This window comes from Lysobacter sp. CFH 32150 (assembly GCF_022758295.1).
In the GTDB taxonomy this organism is placed as follows: domain Bacteria; phylum Pseudomonadota; class Gammaproteobacteria; order Xanthomonadales; family Xanthomonadaceae; genus CFH-32150.
Window position 1 is genome coordinate 189,726 of the sequence record NZ_JALDWJ010000004.1, and the last position, 16,714, is coordinate 206,439.

At 65.6% G+C, this 16,714-nt stretch carries 16 protein-coding genes; 6 read left to right on the forward strand and 10 right to left on the reverse strand.

What is annotated here, in order from left to right; genetic code table 11:
* Positions 1–92: 92 nt before the first annotated feature.
* The 3 genes from MO486_RS08980 to MO486_RS08990 form a co-directional block, all read right to left on the reverse strand.
* On the reverse strand, positions 93–644 hold the full coding sequence (locus MO486_RS08980) for a superoxide dismutase family protein (protein ID WP_242906461.1): 552 nt from the start codon (positions 642–644) through the stop codon (positions 93–95).
* A 76-nt stretch (positions 645–720) separates the two neighbouring features.
* Positions 721–2,133, reverse strand: coding sequence for a nitrogen regulation protein NR(I) (gene ntrC, locus MO486_RS08985; protein ID WP_242906464.1), 1,413 nt, complete (start codon positions 2,131–2,133; stop codon positions 721–723).
* Entirely contained in the window at positions 2,123–3,187 is a 1,065-nt protein-coding gene (locus MO486_RS08990; RefSeq protein ID WP_242906465.1) for an ATP-binding protein, read from the reverse strand. Before MO486_RS08990 ends, ntrC begins: the two co-directional genes overlap by 11 nt.
* A gap of 116 nt (positions 3,188–3,303) precedes the next feature.
* Between MO486_RS08990 and MO486_RS08995 the strand changes: the two genes are divergently transcribed.
* From MO486_RS08995 to MO486_RS09010, 4 genes are all read left to right on the forward strand, one after another.
* Positions 3,304–3,714 carry a GntR family transcriptional regulator gene (locus MO486_RS08995; protein WP_242906474.1) on the forward strand — a complete coding sequence of 137 codons (411 nt, stop codon included), beginning with the start codon at positions 3,304–3,306 and terminating at the stop codon, positions 3,712–3,714.
* 10 nt (positions 3,715–3,724) lie between these two features.
* Positions 3,725–4,693: an ABC transporter ATP-binding protein gene (locus tag MO486_RS09000; RefSeq protein WP_242906477.1), complete on the forward strand. Its 969-nt coding sequence runs from the start codon at positions 3,725–3,727 to the stop codon at positions 4,691–4,693.
* A 1-nt stretch (position 4,694) separates the two neighbouring features.
* A complete protein-coding gene (locus MO486_RS09005; RefSeq protein WP_242906479.1) occupies positions 4,695–6,509 on the forward strand; it encodes a hypothetical protein in 1,815 nt (604 codons plus the stop codon).
* A gap of 101 nt (positions 6,510–6,610) precedes the next feature.
* Positions 6,611–8,662: an alpha/beta fold hydrolase gene (locus tag MO486_RS09010; RefSeq protein WP_242906481.1), complete on the forward strand. Its 2,052-nt coding sequence runs from the start codon at positions 6,611–6,613 to the stop codon at positions 8,660–8,662.
* 83 nt (positions 8,663–8,745) lie between these two features.
* Here the strand turns inward: MO486_RS09010 and amt are convergent, their stop codons facing one another.
* Genes amt through glnA form a run of 5 tightly spaced genes read right to left on the reverse strand, consistent with a single transcriptional unit; the run spans position 8,746 to position 13,100 of the window.
* The gene (gene amt / locus MO486_RS09015; protein WP_255746458.1) at positions 8,746–10,200 is read right to left on the reverse strand and encodes an ammonium transporter; all 1,455 of its coding nucleotides are present in this window, start codon (positions 10,198–10,200) and stop codon (positions 8,746–8,748) included.
* Between the two features lie 16 nt (positions 10,201–10,216).
* Positions 10,217–10,555: a P-II family nitrogen regulator gene (locus MO486_RS09020; protein WP_242906483.1), complete on the reverse strand. Its 339-nt coding sequence runs from the start codon at positions 10,553–10,555 to the stop codon at positions 10,217–10,219.
* Positions 10,556–10,564: 9 nt separating this feature from the next.
* Complete coding sequence (locus MO486_RS09025; protein WP_242906485.1) at positions 10,565–11,392, reverse strand: TorF family putative porin; 828 nt, start codon at positions 11,390–11,392, stop codon at positions 10,565–10,567.
* 12 nt (positions 11,393–11,404) lie between these two features.
* Entirely contained in the window at positions 11,405–11,641 is a 237-nt protein-coding gene (locus MO486_RS09030) for a hypothetical protein (RefSeq protein WP_242906488.1), read from the reverse strand.
* 49 nt (positions 11,642–11,690) lie between these two features.
* Positions 11,691–13,100 carry a type I glutamate--ammonia ligase gene (gene glnA / locus MO486_RS09035; protein WP_242906490.1) on the reverse strand — a complete coding sequence of 470 codons (1,410 nt, stop codon included), beginning with the start codon at positions 13,098–13,100 and terminating at the stop codon, positions 11,691–11,693.
* Between the two features lie 222 nt (positions 13,101–13,322).
* On the opposite strand from glnA, the gene MO486_RS09040 reads away from it, so the two are divergent.
* Both MO486_RS09040 and MO486_RS09045 read left to right on the forward strand, forming a co-directional pair.
* Positions 13,323–14,168, forward strand: a complete 846-nt coding sequence (locus MO486_RS09040; RefSeq protein WP_242906492.1) for an undecaprenyl-diphosphate phosphatase — start codon at positions 13,323–13,325, stop codon at positions 14,166–14,168.
* A gap of 9 nt (positions 14,169–14,177) precedes the next feature.
* Positions 14,178–14,957 (forward strand): META and DUF4377 domain-containing protein, encoded by a 780-nt coding sequence (locus tag MO486_RS09045; RefSeq protein ID WP_242906498.1) that lies wholly within the window; start codon positions 14,178–14,180, stop codon positions 14,955–14,957.
* 46 nt (positions 14,958–15,003) lie between these two features.
* Here the strand turns inward: MO486_RS09045 and MO486_RS09050 are convergent, their stop codons facing one another.
* Both MO486_RS09050 and MO486_RS09055 read right to left on the reverse strand, forming a co-directional pair.
* The gene (locus tag MO486_RS09050) at positions 15,004–15,618 is read right to left on the reverse strand and encodes a YbhB/YbcL family Raf kinase inhibitor-like protein (RefSeq protein WP_242906499.1); all 615 of its coding nucleotides are present in this window, start codon (positions 15,616–15,618) and stop codon (positions 15,004–15,006) included.
* Between the two features lie 41 nt (positions 15,619–15,659).
* Positions 15,660–16,682 (reverse strand): alpha/beta fold hydrolase, encoded by a 1,023-nt coding sequence (locus MO486_RS09055; RefSeq protein ID WP_242906500.1) that lies wholly within the window; start codon positions 16,680–16,682, stop codon positions 15,660–15,662.
* Between the last annotated feature and the right edge of the window lie 32 nt (positions 16,683–16,714).

Here is a 16,714-nt window from a genome sequence, read left to right on the forward strand (position 1 = left end):
GGAGCGGCTTATAGCCGCGAGTTTATTCTCGATGGCGAGCGCAAGAGCTCGCGGCTATAAGCCGCTCCTACAGGATGGGGATGCGGCGTCAGTCAGCGGGTGACGGTGATCACGCCGCAGGCCACGCGCGCGCCGGAGTTGCCGGCAGGTTGCGTGGCGTAGTCATCTGGGGCGGCATGCACCACCAGCGCACGGCCGGCGATGTCGTTGGCCGCACCGCCGCCGAGGGTGACGCCATGCAGGTGGATGTTGATCTGCGCCACGCCTTCGGCGTCGGCGACGAGGTTGTCCATGTCGCCAGCGTGGTGCGGGCCGCTGCCGGCACGGCCGTGCGCGCTCGCGCCCGGATTGAAATGGCCGCCGGCGCTGCTCGCGTCGACAGCGCTGCAGTCGCCTTTCTCGTGCACGTGGATGCCGTGCTGGCTGTTCGGCGCGAGGCCGCCGACGGTGCCGCGCAGGTGCACGCCGTCGCCCATCGGCTGCAGCGTCCCCTTGCCGCTGACCAGGCTGCCGGAGGCCGAGGCGAGCATGACGGTGGCGGCCTGCGCGGTGCTCTGTGCGGGTGGTGGCGGTGCAGGTGCGGGCGGCGCGCTGGCGCAACCGGCGGCGAGCAGTGCGAACGCGACGGCGGGAACGATGCGCATGACAGGCTCCTTGGGGTTCGACGCGGACACACTAGTCCGCTGGCGGTTGACTTGCGATGAAGTTGGGAAACGGCGGCTAGTGCCGCTTGCGGCCAGGCCCCAGCTTGCGCGTCAGCGTGTTGCGGCCGAGCCCGAGCTTCGCCGCGGCTTCGCTGCGATGGCCGCCAGTGTGCGCGAGTGCGGCTTCGAGCAGGACGTGGTCGAGTCGGGTGCGTGCGTCCGCGTGCAGGTCGCTGTCGCCAGCGGCGAGGCGCTCGCGCGCCCAGGCGGCGAGCGCCACTTCCCACGACTCCGCTGCCGTCGTGGTCGCGTCGACGGGCACGAAGGCGGCATCGAGTTCGGCGATGCCGATGGTTTCGCCCGGCGCCAACGCTGCCAGGCGCCAGCACAGGTTTTCCAGCTCGCGCACGTTGCCGGGCCAGGCGTGCGCGCGCAGGCGTTCGAGCGCGGGCTTGGCGAAGCGCTTGGCCGGCGCGCCGAGTTTGTGCGCAGCGGTGGCAAGGAAACGTTCGGCAAGTTGCGGCACGTCGTCACGGCGCTCGCGCAGTGCCGGCAATTGCAGGCGCACCACGTCGAGCCGATGCAGCAGGTCGGCGCGGAAGCGGCCTTCGGCGACCAGTTGTTCGAGGGCCTGGTGCGTCGCCGCGATCACCCGCACGTCGACGCGGATCAGTTCGCGCCCACCGACGCGGAAGAACTCGCCTTCGGCGAGCACGCGCAGCAGCCGCGTCTGCAGCGGTAGCGGCATGTCGCCGATCTCGTCGAGGAACAGCGTGCCGCCATCGGCCTGTTCGAAGCGGCCGATATGGCGCTTGTTGGCGCCGGTGAACGCGCCGGCTTCGTGGCCGAACAATTCGCTTTCGAGTAATTCGGCCGGAATGGCGGCGGTGTTCAACGCGACGAAAGGTTTGCGCGCGCGCGGCGATTCGCGATGCAGCGCGCGCGCGACCAGTTCCTTGCCGGTGCCGGTCTCGCCGGTGATCAGCACCGACAGCGGCGCTTGCGCGAGCCGGCCGATGCTACGGAACAGCGCGCGCATCGCCGGCGTGTCCCCGATCAATTCGGTGGCGGCATCGGTAGCGACGACAACATCGCGGAGTTCTGCGCGCGGCTCGCCCTGCGGCAGCGCGCGCGCGGCGAGCGCGACGGCGTCGTCGAGGTTGAACGGCTTCGACAGGAATTCATGCGCGCCGCCGCGGAACGCACCCGCGGTGCTGGCGATGTCGGTGTAGGCGGACATCACGATCACCGGCAGTTGCGGCTGCGCGGCCTTGAGTTTTTCCAGCAACACCAGGCCGCCGTCGCCGGGCATGCGCACGTCGGTGAACAGCAAATCGGGCGCGCCGCGTGCGTGCAGGGCCGCGAGCGCGTCGGCGGCGTTTTCGAAGCCATCGACCGCGTAACCGGCTTCGCGCAGCGCAGTGGCGAGCACGAAGCGCACGGCGCGATCGTCGTCGACGACCCAGATGCGGATGCCTTCATTCGCCATCGGTCGCTCCTGTCTCTTCCAACGTCAGCGGCAGCAGTACGGTGAACACGGTGTGCCCCGGTCGCGAGCGATACGCCAGCGAGCCGCGGTGTTCGCGCACCACCTGCTGCGCCAACGCCAGGCCAAGCCCGCTGCCTTCGGCGCGACCACTGACCAGCGGCAGGAACACCTGTTCGGCCAGCTCTTCCGGTACGCCGTGGCCGTCGTCGCTGATCTCCAGGCGCAGCACCAGCGGGTGCGCTTCCTCGCCGATGCGCAATCCGTGTTCGGCGCGCGTGCGCAGGGTGACGTTGGTGGCGCCGGCTTCGATCGCGTTGCGCACCAGGTTCCACACCGCTTGCGTGAGGCGATCGCTGTCGCCGGTCAATTCCGGCAGGCTCGGGTCATAGTCGCGCAACAGGCGCACCGCCCAGCCGGCATCGGCTTCGGCGAGTCGCAACACGCGCTCGAGCACAGCATGGATGTTGAGCGGCTCGAACGGGCGCGGTGGTGCCGGTGACAGCAGGCGATCGATCAGCGCGGTAAGACGTTCGACTTCCGCTTCGATCAATCCGGTGAGTTCGCGCCGGCTTTCGTCCGAATGTCCATCGTCGTTGACGCGTCGCGCCAGCAGCTGCGCCGCGCCCTTCAAGCCGGCGAGTGGATTGCGCAATTCATGGGCGAGGCCTTTCAACGCCGCCGACAGCGCCAGCGGCAACGCCAGCGCCGGGTCTTCGCCGGGGAATTCCTCGACCGGATGCGCCTCCAGCCACCAGCCGCCGTCGTCGCGCTGCGACAGCAGCACGTCGGCAAACCGCGAGGTCCCGGTGCCCGGGAACGCCAGCGCCAGCCGTCGCAGCCTGGCGAATTCGCGCCCCGGCGCTTCCACCAGCCACTGCGCGAGCGCATCGCCGTCCTGTTCGAGCGCCGCCAGCGGCAGTCCCGGCAGGCGCTTGCCGCCGACCCCCAGCCAGTGCGCGAAAGCCAGGTTGCCGCCCTCGATCCGACCGTCGGCCGCGATCCAGGCCACTGGCGTGGTCAGTTGATCGAGTACAGCGAAAGGCTCAGGCGACATTGCACCAATATAGTGCAACGCAAAGGAGCTGTGCGATTTCTTCATCGTGCCCTTGACAGCTTGCGTTCGGCGCGATTACCTTCTGTACCACCACACACGGTACAGAAGGTACGGTCATGTCCCGCACGGTTCCTCTGCTCATTCCGGTCAGTCCGGGCGACCCGCGCTCGATCACTCGCCAGATCACCGATGGCATCCGCCGCCAGATCGCCAGTGGCGAACTGCCGGTCGGCGCGCAGCTGCCCAGCGTGCGCGGGCTGGCCCTGCAGCTGACGATCAACCCCAAGACGGTCGCCAAGGCCTACACGGAACTGACCGCCGAAGGCTGGCTCGATGCGCGCCAGGGGCTGGGCCTGTTCGTGGCCACACCGCGCCAGCGCCTCTCCGAGACCGAGCGCGAACGCCGTCTTGGACTAGCCGTGGAGACCTTCACCGCTGAAGTGGTCGGCCTCGACTTTCCGCTGGAGGTCGTGCTCGACCAGGTCAGTACCGCCTTGACCCCTTATCTCAACAAACGCTCTGCCTGAAGAAACCCTCATGCCTGCATCCAACCTGCAAGTGGTTCCGCGCAGCGAGGCGCCACCCTCCCCGGCCGTGTCGGACTACGTAATCGAAACCGATCAGCTCGATCTGCTTTACGGCCGCAAGAAGGCATTGAACCAACTGACGCTGCGCATTCCGCGCGGTCGTATCCACGCCATCGTCGGTGCCAACGGCGCGGGGAAGTCGTCGTTGTTTCGCGTGCTGCTTGGCTTTCAGTCACCGACCAGCGGGCGCGCCCGCATCCTCGGCCACGACTGCACCAAGCTCACCGAGCGCGAACGCGCACGCATCGGCTTCGTCAACGAGGAGCACAGCGTGCCGGCCTGGTTGCGCGTCGATGAAGTGGTCGGGATGCAGCGCCGGCTGTATCCCCAATGGGATGAAGCGCGTTACCAGAGCATCGTCGGCCACTTCCATGTGCTGCCGGAACAGCGCATCGCCGAACTCTCGCGCGGCGAACGCGCCGGCGTGAATCTGGCGATGGCACTCGCACAGGGACCGGAGCTGTTGATCCTCGACGAACCGACGCTGGGCCTGGATGTCGTCGCCAAACGTGCATTTCTCGAAACGGTGCTGTTCTCAGTCGATGACACCGACACCACGATCATCTACTGCTCGCACCAGATGGAGGAGATCGAACGGCTTGCCGATAACCTGATCATCCTCGAACGCGGCGAACTCAAGCACATGTCCCCGCCGGACGAGTTCTGCGAGCGGGTACAGCTGTGGATCGCCGAGTTCCCGTTTGTCGCGCCCGCTGATCTGCCTGGTGTGCTGCATACGCAGCGCATCGATGGCCTGTTCCACTGCCTGGTGCTGGATCAGGACGACGGCTTCGGCGCGCTGCTCGAAGCGCGCGGCGCACGCCGTCAGTACCGCACCACGGTCAATCTCGATCGCGCCGTCAATGCCTTCCTCACCCGCGGCCATGCGGCGCCGGCGCGAGAGGAAGGAGGGGAATGACATGAAAGACCTCTTCTTGTCGGAATGGCGCCGCTTCCGTCGGCACACGTTCATTGCCACCTTGATTCACGCACTCTCGCTGCTGTTCCTGTCGCGCGTGACCAATGTGCTGCATCTCGGGTACGAAGATCAGGGGATGATGCTGGTCGTCTACATGCTGCTCGGCCTCACGCTGGCGGTGGTGCAGATAGGCAGCTATCGCAAGCCCAGCCAATGGTTGTGGCTGATCCATCGGCCGCTGGCGCCGACGCGGATCTTCGCGGCCTTGGCGTTGTCGGCCCTCTCCATGTTGGCGGTGGCGGTGCTGGCTCCGCTGTCGGTATTCGTGCTCGCTACCGACATCTTCACTACGCAGGTAGTGGATAGCCGGCACTACGTCGCGCTGGTTTACGCGATGGCATTCACGATGATGGCGTGGCTGGCCGGCACGCTTGCCTGCGTCAGTCGGCACAAGGCGACGGTGATGGTGTTGATCGCGCCGGTGTTGCTGGCGATGCATCTGGCTTCGGCATGGGCGTTGCTGCTGCCGGCCTTCGTCTGCCTCGGCTGGCTGGCCTGGATCGCCATGCAGGGCTTCCGCGCCGACCGCGAAGCGCCGATTGCGCGGCCGAGTGTGCTGCTGCTTTCCGCGCTGCCGTTGCAGCTGGGCTTCTTTTTGCTGGTGTTTCAGCTGAGCAAGGTGACCTTCGAAGTCGCCGATCTGGTGAAGACCAGCTATCCCGGAAAGACGGTGTTGACCACGGATCCTGATGCGGAAGCACAGATGCGTTCGATGAGTCAGGACTTCGTGATCAAGGGTCTGGCAGGCAGTCGTGATCCGCGCGCAGCCGCGTGGCGTCAACAATTGCCGCTCCTGGACGTTGCCGAGGTCATGCCCGACATCGAGCGCTTTCCCGTGCGTCACCAGATCAGCAATCTCAGCGCGCGCTGGTGGGACGAGAAGCGCAATGTCGAATGGACCTTCAGCCATGATCGGATGATGTTCCATGGCCGCGACCCCAAGACCGGCGTCGACCGCGGCTGGTGGGGTACGGCTGGTGCGGGTACGACGCAGTCGTTCGCGCAGATCCCCACCTTCGGCATGACGGCCAATACGTTGTACGCCATCGATGACACCACCCAGCGTCAGCACGCACTCGTGCGATTGCCGCCGGGCGAGCGGTTCGTCGGCCGTCCGGTACGCGCCCTGAATCGAACACTGGTGCTGACCAATAAGCGCGTGCTTGCCTATCGCTCGGATTGGCGGACGTCCTCGCCTGACTCACCACCGCTGCTCGACTGGCAGCTCGCAACGGCGAGCGACAACGAACAGCCGGTCACGGTGAGCGTCGTCGAGCTTCTGGACGGGTGGCTGGTCTCGCTCTTCTATTACCCGGGCCCGGAATTCGATGGATTCGAACGCCTGGTAGCGCCCTGGCAGCAGGTCGTGTACGTCGGCGCCGATGGCGAGACCAAGGTAGTGGGAGAACGCCGCGATCTAGGCGGTGTCCAGATCGTGCTGGGCGGTTCCATCGCGGTACCAAAAACGTCGTGGTGGCTGTCTCCGCTGCTGTACACGCTGGGTCGATGGCCGGGGAGCGTGCTCGACAAGGGACTGACGCAGCCGCCGAAACTCGCACCGCTGCCCGAAGTGCGCGTGTTCTATCCGGTGGCCGCAGCGCTGATGTTGCTCTCGCTGGCGTTGGGTTATTGGTGGCTGCGCGGCGCACCGATCAGTGCGGCACGACGACACCTGTGGCTGGCCAGTTGCGCCGCGCTCAGCCTGCCTGCGTTCCTGAGCCTGATGTGCCTGGAGCCGCGCGCACCTCGGCGTTAGCCCTGCATCGCGTGCGCAACTTCGGCTGCGCACGCAGGAACCTCTTTCGGAGAACCGCAATGCCAGTGTCGAAGATCGGCTGGCAAGCCAGAGGCTTGCCCATGCAAATGCTGGGAGCGGCGCTGGCCGTGCTACTCAGCGGCCCGTGCTTCGCCGCCGATCCGGTGGCGGCAACGCGCGACGCGCTGCAACAGGCCAAGCAGCGGGCGGCGACGCAATCCCGGCCGCCGCTGATCTCGCGGGAACTGCTGATCCGCCAACCCGAGATCGGCATCGTGCGGCTCGCACCGGATGGACGCTATCTCTCGTTCCTCAGGCGTCGCGAAGATCGCACCGATGTGTGGCTGCAGGAGGTTGCCACCGGCAAACGATTCCGGATTCTCCCCGATGTGCGCGGCGTCGAGCACGCGTGGTCGGGGGATGGTCGTCGCCTATGGCTGGCCGATGAGCAAGGTCTCGCCGTGGTCGATAGCGCCGATCGCAAGGCCAGGCGCATCTTCAAGTGGGACAGCGCGCGCAAGCAACGTTATTGGGGCGTCGACCCACGTGAGCCGGCATATGCGCTGATCAGCGAAGAGATCCGGCGGAACGGCGCAACGCGGTATCGCTATCTGCTGGTCGATGTCAGCGGCAAGACCCGGCCATTGCACGAGTCCGCGCTTCCCCTGCGCAAGGTGCTGTTGACCGGGGACGGCCGCCTGGCCTTCGCCGCTGCCTATGACGGCCCTCGCTATGACACCGTCATCCGGCAATACACAGCGAACGGCGTGCGCGAGCTCGCCCGCTGCGTCGGGATCGAGAGCTGCGATCTCGTCGGCCATAACGCGCAGCGCAATGAGCTGTGGGTGCTCGCTCACTTCGGCGAAGACAAGCTTGCACTGCGGCGCTGGCAGGCGAGTACTGGCCGCTGGCAGACGGAGCATCGCGATCCGGCCGGCATCGCAGATGCCGATGCCTTGCTTTGGAACGCGATGCGCGAGGACTGGCAGGCGATTGCGTACTATCGCGACCGGCGCCATTGGTACGGCAATGGCGCGCAGGCGCATCTGGACACGCTGCAACGGCGCCTGCCGGAAGCCAATCTGCAGTTGTCGCCCTCGGCCAATGGCCGCGTGTGGTTGGTGCGCGCACAGCAGGCCAACTGGCCCATCGCGCGCCACTTCCTCTATCAGCCGGGGCGCGATCGTCTGCATCCGCTGTTCGCACGCGATGATGCCGCGTTGAAGATGCCACACACGCAATACTTGACGACGGCGCAGGCGGTCAGCTGGCGTGCCAGTGACGGCATGCTGCTGCACGGCTATGTCTATCTGCCGCGTGGCGTCGAACTCGCCAAGGCGCCGCTCCTTGCCTGGGTGCATGGCGGGCCGTTCGGCAGACTCGAAGACAACTACGACGCGCGCATGCAGTTGTTGGCCAATCGCGGCTACGTGGTGTTCCTGCCTAATTTTCGCGCCTCGACCGGTTACGGCCTGCGCTATACCCGGGCCGCGCAAGGCGATGTCGGCAACGGCCGCGTCCTCAAGGATGTCATCGACGGTTTGGATTTTCTTCTGGCGCAAGGCATCGGCCATCGCGACCGGCAGGCGGTGATGGGGCATTCCTTCGGTGGCTATGCGAGCCTGCTGGCCGTCAGCCACTATCCGACTCGCTTCCGCTTCGCCTTCGCAGGTGCTGCGGGGACGGACTACGGCTGGATGAAGCAGTGGCAGGTCGATAACGAAAGCGAGGCGCTGCGTAGCGAAGGCCCGCCGGTCGCGCTAGGCTTTCCGCAACACGGTCTGCCGTTCGCTGACGCGGCGTGGCGGCAGAAGATGCAGCGCGAGTCGCCTCTGGCATCGGTGTCGAAGCTGCGCGTGCCGGTCTATCTCTGGGCCGGCGCGAAGGACGATCGGGTGCCGATCAAGAGCGTGGTTCATTACGCCGGCGAGGCGCAGCGTCACGGCAAGCAGCTCACGCTGCTGATCGACCCCGAGACCGGCCATAACCCGCAGCAGCTTCTCAATGCCGAGGCCTGGCTGTTTCTGCTGGAGCACGCGGCGCATCGACACTTCGGCGGTGGCGTCACGCCCGCGTCGCCGGAACTGGAGGCGTTCCTGCGCAGGCATGTGCGGATCGATTCGCAACGCGCGCTGACCGGCTACACGAAGTAGGCGTCATTCCAATCGACTTCATGTTCGCAAAACCAGAAACCCCGGCCGAAGCCGGGGTTTCTCGATACAGCCAAAGCGACAACTCAGCTTTCGTACGCCGCTTCGCCATGCGAAGCAATGTCGAGCCCCTCGCGTTCGGCTTCCTCCGGCACGCGCAGGCCGACGGTGTACTTCACGATCAGGAAGGCCACCAGCGCGACCACGCCCGACAGCGCCACCGTCACCAGCACGCCCTGCAGCTGGATCCAGACTTGCGAGGCGATCGAGTACTCCGGCAGCGCGGTTTCGGTGACGTAATCCCAGATGCCGCTGCCACCCAGCGACGGTGCCGCGAACACGCCGGTCAGCAGCGCGCCGAGGATGCCGCCGATGCCGTGCACGCCGAACACGTCAAGCGCGTCGTCGGCGCCGAGCAACCGCTTCAGGCCGCTCACGCCCCACAGGCAGACCACGCCCGCGAGCGCACCGATCACCAAAGCGCCGCACAGGCCGACGAAGCCGGCGGCCGGCGTGATCGCGACCAATCCCGCGACCGCACCCGATGCGGCACCCAGCATCGACGGCTTGCCCTTGCCGATCCATTCCACCGCAGTCCAGCCGAGGACTGCCGCAGAGGTGGCGAGGAAGGTGTTGACGAAGGCCTGCGCCGCGACCGCATTCGCTTCCAATGCGGAGCCGGCGTTGAAGCCGAACCAGCCCACCCACAGGATCGACGCGCCTACCATCGTCTGCGTGAGGTTGTGCGGCTTGATCGCCTCGCGCCCGTAACCGACGCGTTTGCCGATCACGTAAGCGCCGACCAGGCCCGCGACCGCGGCATTGATGTGCACCACGGTGCCGCCGGCGAAGTCGAGCGCGCCTTTCGCGAACAGGTAGCCCGACTGTGCCAGTACGCCCGGCACCGCTTCGTTGCTGGTGAACGCGTCCGGCCCCGGGAAGAACCACACCATGTGCGCCATCGGTGCGTAGGCGAAGGTGAACCACAGCACCGTGAACAACAGCACGCCGGCGAACTTCACCCGCTCGGCGAACGCGCCGATGATCAGTGCGCACGTGATGCAGGCGAATGCGCCCTGGAACACGAAGAACGCCAGCTCGGGCACGTACACGCCCTTGGTGAACGTCGCGGCCATCGCACTGCTGGTCAGCCCCGCGGCGAACAAGCGGTCCCAACCGCCGATGAAGGGATTGCCGGTGGTGAACGCCAGCGAGTAGCCGTACAGCACCCACAGCACCGTCACCAGCGAGAACACCAGCAGGCACTGCATCAATACCGACAGCACGTTCTTGCTGCGCACCAGGCCGCCGTAGAACAACGCGAGTCCCGGCAAGGTCATGAAGATCACCAGTGCCGAACACACCAGCAACCACGCGGTGTCGCCCTTGTCCGCGACCGGTACGGCAGGTGCAGCGGCCGCGGCGGCTTCTTGCGCAAACGCATTCGCCGAGGCGAACAACGCCGCGATGGGCGCGACGCCCAACGCAAGCTTGCGTCCCAGTTCCCCGCACGCGCGGGTTTCGATCATTGTCGTGTTCATATCGAATCTCGCAGGGTTAGAGGGCATCGTCGTCGAGCTCGCCGGTGCGGATGCGCACCGTCTGCTCGACCGGCAGCACGAAGATCTTGCCGTCGCCGACCTTGCCGGTTTTCGCGGCGGTCTGGATCGCCTCCAGTGCCGCGTCGAGCAGTGCTTCCGGCACGGCGCATTCGACCTTCAGCTTCGGCAGGAAGTCGACCACGTACTCGGCACCGCGATACAACTCGGTGTGGCCTTTCTGCCGGCCGAAGCCCTTGACCTCGGTGACGGTGATGCCCGAGACGCCGACTTCGGTGAGCGCCTCGCGCACCTCGTCGAGCTTGAACGGGCGGATGATCGCGATGATCAGTTTCATGTCCTCTCCTCAGAACGCCTTGGCGAAAGTGAGCGTGAACGTCGAGTCGCCGATGTAGTTGCCATGCGGATTGGTGTACAGCGCTTCATCCGTGTCGGTGTCGCTGTAAGCGGCGGCGATGGAGAAGCCGCTGTCGAAGGCCTTGGTCACGCCGAGCTTCCAGTCGGTGTACTCGAACGCCTCGTTGTTCTCGATCCACTGCTTGCCGCCATGCGCGTTGAGCGTCCAGCCAGGCGTGAACGTCCAGTTGACGGCGAGATCGAGATAGCCGCTACCGTCGGAATCGACGTAACCGAAGAGGTCGGTGAGTGAGTAGAAGTACTTGACGCTGAGCGGGCTGCTAGAAGCGGGGCCCACGGTGATGCCGGCGTAGACCTCGCCGGTGTTGGCGCTGTTGAAGCCGTCCGGGAACTCGCCCGGGTAGTAGTAGTACAGCGCGCCAACGTCGAAGCCGACGCTGTCGCTGAACTTGCCGCGATAACCGCCATAGGCATCGAACTCCAGGCTGCTGGAAATCGGTGCCGCGTCGGATGAGAGGTCCGACAACCAACTGATGTTGCTGCCCCATGCACCGATGTAGAAGCCGCTGTCGGCGGCGTATTCGATGCCGCCCTGTACGGCAGGGTCCTGATCAGTCTGCGAAATGCCGCGGAACACATAGTCGCTGGTGAGCGACACGGTACCGGCAACTCCACCACTCGTGCTGGGTGCGGGCGCGCTGGGATTCGGCGGGCCCTCTTCCGCATTGTCAGTAGTACCAGCCTGCACCGCCGTCATCCCCATGCCGACGAGCGCGAGTGAAACGGATAGTGCAACTGCCTTTTTCTTGGACGACATGACGCGAGCTCCTCATAAGTGGTAGCCCTCCCCGGTCACTGTTCGTTGCGTTGCGGCGCGGTGCAGGTCCTTTGCGGCCGGGCTGCGTGCCTTGCGGCGTGATTCAACTCCTGCGATTTCTAAATTTTTATTGGTGATGCTTTTTGCTCCTCCCCTTTTTTGCGAAGCAAAAAGGGGGAGGTTGGGAGGGGGTGCTTTTGCTGTGGCCTTGGCTTTGTTCGGATCGATACAAAGCGACAGCAAAAGCACCCCTCCCCAACCCTCCCCTTCGCCTGCGGCGAAAGGGAGGGAGTAATGCTTAGATCGTGTAGTACATCTGGTACTCGAGCGGGTGCGTCGCCGCGCGGAAGCGCGTGACTTCCTGCATCTTCAGCGCGATGTAGCCGTCGATGAAGTCGTCGGTAAACACGCCGCCGGCCTTGAGGAAGTCGCGATCCTTGTCCAGCGCTTCCAGTGCCTGGTCGAGCGAGTGGCACACGGTCGGGATGTTCTTCTCTTCTTCCGGCGGCAGGTCGTACAGGTCCTTGTCGCTCGGCGCGCCCGGATCGATCTGGTTCTTGATGCCGTCGAGGCCGGCCATCATCAGCGCGGCGAAGGTCAGGTAGCCGGTGTTCATCGGATCCGGGAAACGGATCTCGATGCGGCGCGCCTTCGGATTGGCCACGTACGGAATGCGGCACGACGCGGAGCGGTTGCGCGCCGAGTACGCCAGCATCACCGGCGCTTCGAAGCCCGGCACCAGGCGCTTGTACGAGTTGGTGGTGGAGTTCGCGAACGCGTTGATCGCGCGTGCATGCTTGAAGATGCCGCCGATGTACCACAGCGCCATCTGCGACAAGCCGCCGTAGCCGTCGCCGGAGAACAGGTTGGTGCCGCCCTTGGCCAGCGACTGGTGCACGTGCATGCCGCTGCCGTTGTCGCCGACGATGGGTTTCGGCATGAAAGTCGCGGTCTTGCCGTTGCGGTGGGCGACGTTCTTGATGATGTACTTCATCGTCAGCAGCTCGTCGGCCTTCTGCACCAGCGAGTTGAACTTGGTGCCGATTTCGCACTGGCCCGCGTTCGCCACTTCGTGGTGGTGCACTTCGACTTCGATGCCAACCTGCTCCAGCGTCTTGCACATCTCGGCGCGGATGTCGTGCAGCGAGTCCAGCGGCGCGACCGGGAAGTAACCACCTTTCACCATCGGCCGGTAGCCGGTGTTGCCGCCTTCGTATTCGCGGCCGGAGTTCCAGTGCGCTTCTTCCGAATCGATGTGGAAGAAGGTGTGGCCCATTTCATTGGCGAAACGCACGGAGTCGAAGATGAAGAACTCGGGTTCCGGGCCGAAGAAGGCCTGGTCGGCGATGCCGGTGGACTTCAGGTACGCTTCGGCGCGCTTGGCGACGCCGCGCGGATCGCGCGAGTAGGCCTGCATGGTGGCCGGGTCGAGGATGTCGCAGGTCAGCACGATGGTCGGATCGGCGGTGAACGGATCCAGGAACGCGGTGCTGGGATCGGGCAGCAGCACCATGTCGGACTCGTTGATGCCCTTCCAGCCGCTGATCGACGAGCCGTCGAACATCTTGCCGTCCTCGAACAGCGAGGCATCGACGATCGACTTCGGGAAGGTCACGTGGTGCTGCACGCCGCGCATGTCGGCGAAGCGCAGGTCGACGAATTCGACCTTGTGGTCCTTGATGAGCTTTTCTACGTGTTCGAGCGACATGGGTCGGCCTCAAAGGTTGGAGTGGATGGGTTGCCTTGCTTAAAGCAAGTCGCGTGCCAGGTTTCTCGACTTGGCAACTTATTGATTTTGCGTGGAAACTTTGCTTCGAAGCCGCAGAGTTGCACGATTGCGGTGCGGCCCAACTCGGCTTAAGCACCAATCTGGTGCGGGACTGCCTTCGGCTATGCTGGCCCCTGTTCACTCTCCATCCTCGTCACCCGCATGACCGACCTGCTCGCCGCGCTGCTGCTCGGCATCATCGAAGGCATCACCGAATTCCTGCCGATCTCCAGCACCGGCCACCTGCTGATCGCCGAGCGCTGGCTCGGGCACCGCAGCGACCTGTTCAACATCGCGATCCAGGCTGGCGCCATCCTCGCGGTGGTGCTGATCTACCGCGAGCGCCTGTGGCAACTGGCGATGAGCTTCCTGCATCGGGGCGACGTGCCTGCGGCTTCAACCGGCGTGTACGGACAAGCGCCGCGCGATTACGCGTACAAGCTGGCGTTGGCGTTCGGCGTCACCGCCGTCCTCGGCGTCGCGGTGAAGAAGCTCGGGTTCGAGCTGCCCACTGCGGTCACACCGATCGCCTGGGCGCTGGTGCTGGGTGGCGTGTGGATGCTCGCGGCCGAACATTTCGCCGCGAAACGCGCGACCGCACTCGGCGAACGCAGCCATGTCACCTGGAGCGTTGCGACGCTTGTCGGCATCGCCCAGGTTGTCGCCGGCGTGTTCCCCGGAACGTCGCGCTCGGCGACCACGATCTTCGTCGCGTTGCTGTTCGGCGTCACCAACCGCGCCGCCGCGACCGAGTTTGCCTTCCTCGTCGGCATCCCGACCATGTTCGCCGCCACCGGTTACGAACTGCTCGACGTGCTCGGCAATGGCCAGGCCGCGCACGAGGATTGGGGACTGCTCGCGATCGCCTTCACCGCTTCGGCGTTCACCGCCTTTGTCGCAGTGAAATGGCTGTTGCACTACATCCAGAGCCACCGCTTCACGGCATTCGCGATCTATCGCTTCGTGCTCGGTGCTGCATTGCTATGGTGGGTACCGGCCGGTCACTGAGGGTTCGCCATGAAAACGTTCGTCGTATCGGTGTTCGCCGTGATGCTCGGCGCCTGCGCCGCCTCGCCGACCGCCGACGCGGACCAGCCTTCGCTGAGTGGCTTCCACTGGCACCTGACCAGCGCGACGGATCGGGCAGGGCAGCCGATCGTCGCGCTGCAACCGGACGCCGGGCACCAGTTGCGCCTGTTGTTCGACGACGGTCGCGTCAGCGTCAGCGGTGGTTGCAACCGCATGAGCGGCAGCTATCTCCAGGAGCGCGACACGCTCAACGTTGGCGCGATGGTGCAGACGGAGATGGCCTGCAGCGACCAACGGCTGATGGACATGGACAGCGCCATCGGCGCGCGCTTGCACGGCGAACTGCAGAGTCGCGTCGAAGGCGACGATGCCGCGCCGCGCTTGTCGCTGGTCGCCGCAAATGGCGACCGGCTTGCGTTCGCAGGCGTGCCGACCGCAGAAACCCGTTATGGCGGGCCGGGCGAGACCATGTTCCTGGAAGTGGCCGCGCAACGCGTTCCCTGCGCGCATCCGTTGATCCCGGACAAGCAATGCCTGCAGGCGCGCGAGCGCCAGTACGACGCGCAGGGCATCGCCGCCACGCCGTCAGCGCAGTGGCAACCGCTGTATCAGCAGATCGAGGGCTACGAGCACCACGCCGGCGAGCGCAACGTGTTGCGCGTGAAACGCTTCGATCTCCGGAACCCGCCGGCCGATGCGCCGTCGGTCGCCTACGTGCTCGACATGGTGATCGAGAGCGAGATCGTCACACCCGAGCCTCGCAACTAGAGCGTGCGCGTCTGCCCGCCATCCACTTCGACACGCGACACCGCGCTCAACCAGCGACCTGCGGGTGCAGCGAATACGTGCCGTAGATCGCGGCTTCGGCCAGCACATGCGTGTTCATCGCATGGAACACGTCGGCAGCGGTGAAACGCTGCGGCAGGTCGAGGCGTTCGACGTCGAGCGCGAACAGGCGGAAGAAGTAGCGGTGCAGGCGCAGGTCGTTGGAGGGCGGGTAGGGGCCGTCGTAGCCGTAGTAGTCGCCCCCCATGGCGTCATCGCCGGCGAACCAGCCGGTGTAGTCGTTAAGGCCCTGGCGCGAGCCCGGCGGCCCGGGTGGATTGAGCTTGCCTTTGAGGCTGATGCCGTCGCTGCAGGCGCCGGTCGCAATCGAATGCGTGGTCGCGGGGATGTCCGCCATCGCCCAGTGCACGAAATCGGCGCGCGGTTGCTCGACGGGGATGTCCATGTCGTCGCGACCCACGGTGGAGCCGTCCGTCGGCGCATCGGTGTCGATGCACAGCAACGCGAACGAACGCGTGTTGGCCGGCGCGTCGTCCCAGGCCAGGTGCGGGTTGCGATTGCCGCCGAAACCGTCGGGGGTGCCCATCGCGAACTCGGCGGGAATGCGTCCGCGATGTTCGAAACTCTCGCTCCAGATCCGCATCGTGCTGTCTCCTCAGGCGGGGCGACAGTATTGATCGCCGTTTACGACATTGCGACCGTCGCCGCCAGCCGGTCCGCGACCCAGCGTTCGGCGAAACCGGCGCCATGCATGTTTTCGAGGAAGCCGCAGTGGCCGCCGTGGGTGGCGATTTCCAGCGTTGCCGTAGGCGGCAGCTGCAGCGCCCGCAGATCGCCGACCGGGATCACCGGATCGTCTTCGCTGGTCAGGATGCTGGTCGGCACGGTCAGCGCGGCGAGGCGGTCGTGGGCGATGTTGTAACCATCGAAATAGCGGTCGAGGGTGCCGAAGTCGGTGTATTGCTCGACCAGCCAGCGGGTCAGCTCGCGCAGGTTCAACGCCAGGGTACGGTCGTCGAAGTTGTGCCGCTGCGGGAACAACTCGCGCTTGCGCTTGAGTGAACGCACCCACTTGCGCTGGAAATACCAGTGATACAGGCCGAAGCCGGTTTCCAGCGTGTCGATGACCTGCGCGGGATCCACGGCCGGGCAGACCGCGGCGACGTGCGCCACCGACAGACCGGCGGCGGGTGCGCGCAGCGCCAGGCGCAAGGCGAAATTGCCGCCTAGCGAGTAACCACCGATCACCAGCGGGCGCGTGGCGAAACGGTTGGCGACGTCGACCGCCGCGTGCACGACTTCGTCGAGGCGGTTGGAGTGGAACACTTCCTCATTGAGGTGATGGGTGTCACCGTGATCGCGGAAGTTGAGGCGGAACACCTCGAAGCCGCGCGCGAGCAACTGCGCCGCGGTGGTGCGCATGTAACTGGACTCGGTGCTGCCTTCCCAGCCGTGCAACAGCAAAGCCAAGCCGCAGGGCGTGACCCCCGGCACCGCACTGTGCAGGCCCTGCAGGCGCACGCCGTCGCCGCCGTCGACGATATGGGTGGTCGTCACCGCCCCGGTCGCTGCCAGCGCGCGCTGGCCATGCCGCAGGCGCCACGGGCTTGAGCTCAACCCCGACTGCAGATGCGGGCTATGCAGCCAGCGCGGTGGCTGGTAATCGGCGGCTCGCAACAACGGTGGATGCCCGGTGTGGAGGTTCATGTCCGCAGCCTAGTCCTGCGCATGTGAGGCCA

What these genes read in the sequence shown, in the direction of transcription:
- MO486_RS09020 (WP_242906483.1), bottom strand. Translation starts at nt 10,555, where the DNA reads ATGAAACTGATCATCGCGATCATCCGCCCGTTCAAGCTCGACGAGGTG.
- MO486_RS09005 (WP_242906479.1), top strand. Translation starts at nt 4,695, where the DNA reads ATGAAAGACCTCTTCTTGTCGGAATGGCGCCGCTTCCGTCGGCACACG.
- MO486_RS08995 (WP_242906474.1), top strand. Translation starts at nt 3,304, where the DNA reads ATGTCCCGCACGGTTCCTCTGCTCATTCCGGTCAGTCCGGGCGACCCG.
- MO486_RS09040 (WP_242906492.1), top strand. Translation starts at nt 13,323, where the DNA reads ATGACCGACCTGCTCGCCGCGCTGCTGCTCGGCATCATCGAAGGCATC.
- MO486_RS09055 (WP_242906500.1), bottom strand. Translation starts at nt 16,682, where the DNA reads ATGAACCTCCACACCGGGCATCCACCGTTGTTGCGAGCCGCCGATTAC.
- MO486_RS09010 (WP_242906481.1), top strand. Translation starts at nt 6,611, where the DNA reads ATGCAAATGCTGGGAGCGGCGCTGGCCGTGCTACTCAGCGGCCCGTGC.
- ntrC (WP_242906464.1), bottom strand. Translation starts at nt 2,133, where the DNA reads ATGGCGAATGAAGGCATCCGCATCTGGGTCGTCGACGACGATCGCGCC.
- MO486_RS08980 (WP_242906461.1), bottom strand. Translation starts at nt 644, where the DNA reads ATGCGCATCGTTCCCGCCGTCGCGTTCGCACTGCTCGCCGCCGGTTGC.
- amt (WP_255746458.1), bottom strand. Translation starts at nt 10,200, where the DNA reads ATGAACACGACAATGATCGAAACCCGCGCGTGCGGGGAACTGGGACGC.
- MO486_RS09045 (WP_242906498.1), top strand. Translation starts at nt 14,178, where the DNA reads ATGAAAACGTTCGTCGTATCGGTGTTCGCCGTGATGCTCGGCGCCTGC.
- MO486_RS09050 (WP_242906499.1), bottom strand. Translation starts at nt 15,618, where the DNA reads ATGCGGATCTGGAGCGAGAGTTTCGAACATCGCGGACGCATTCCCGCC.
- MO486_RS08990 (WP_242906465.1), bottom strand. Translation starts at nt 3,187, where the DNA reads ATGTCGCCTGAGCCTTTCGCTGTACTCGATCAACTGACCACGCCAGTG.
- MO486_RS09000 (WP_242906477.1), top strand. Translation starts at nt 3,725, where the DNA reads ATGCCTGCATCCAACCTGCAAGTGGTTCCGCGCAGCGAGGCGCCACCC.
- MO486_RS09025 (WP_242906485.1), bottom strand. Translation starts at nt 11,392, where the DNA reads ATGTCGTCCAAGAAAAAGGCAGTTGCACTATCCGTTTCACTCGCGCTC.
- glnA (WP_242906490.1), bottom strand. Translation starts at nt 13,100, where the DNA reads ATGTCGCTCGAACACGTAGAAAAGCTCATCAAGGACCACAAGGTCGAA.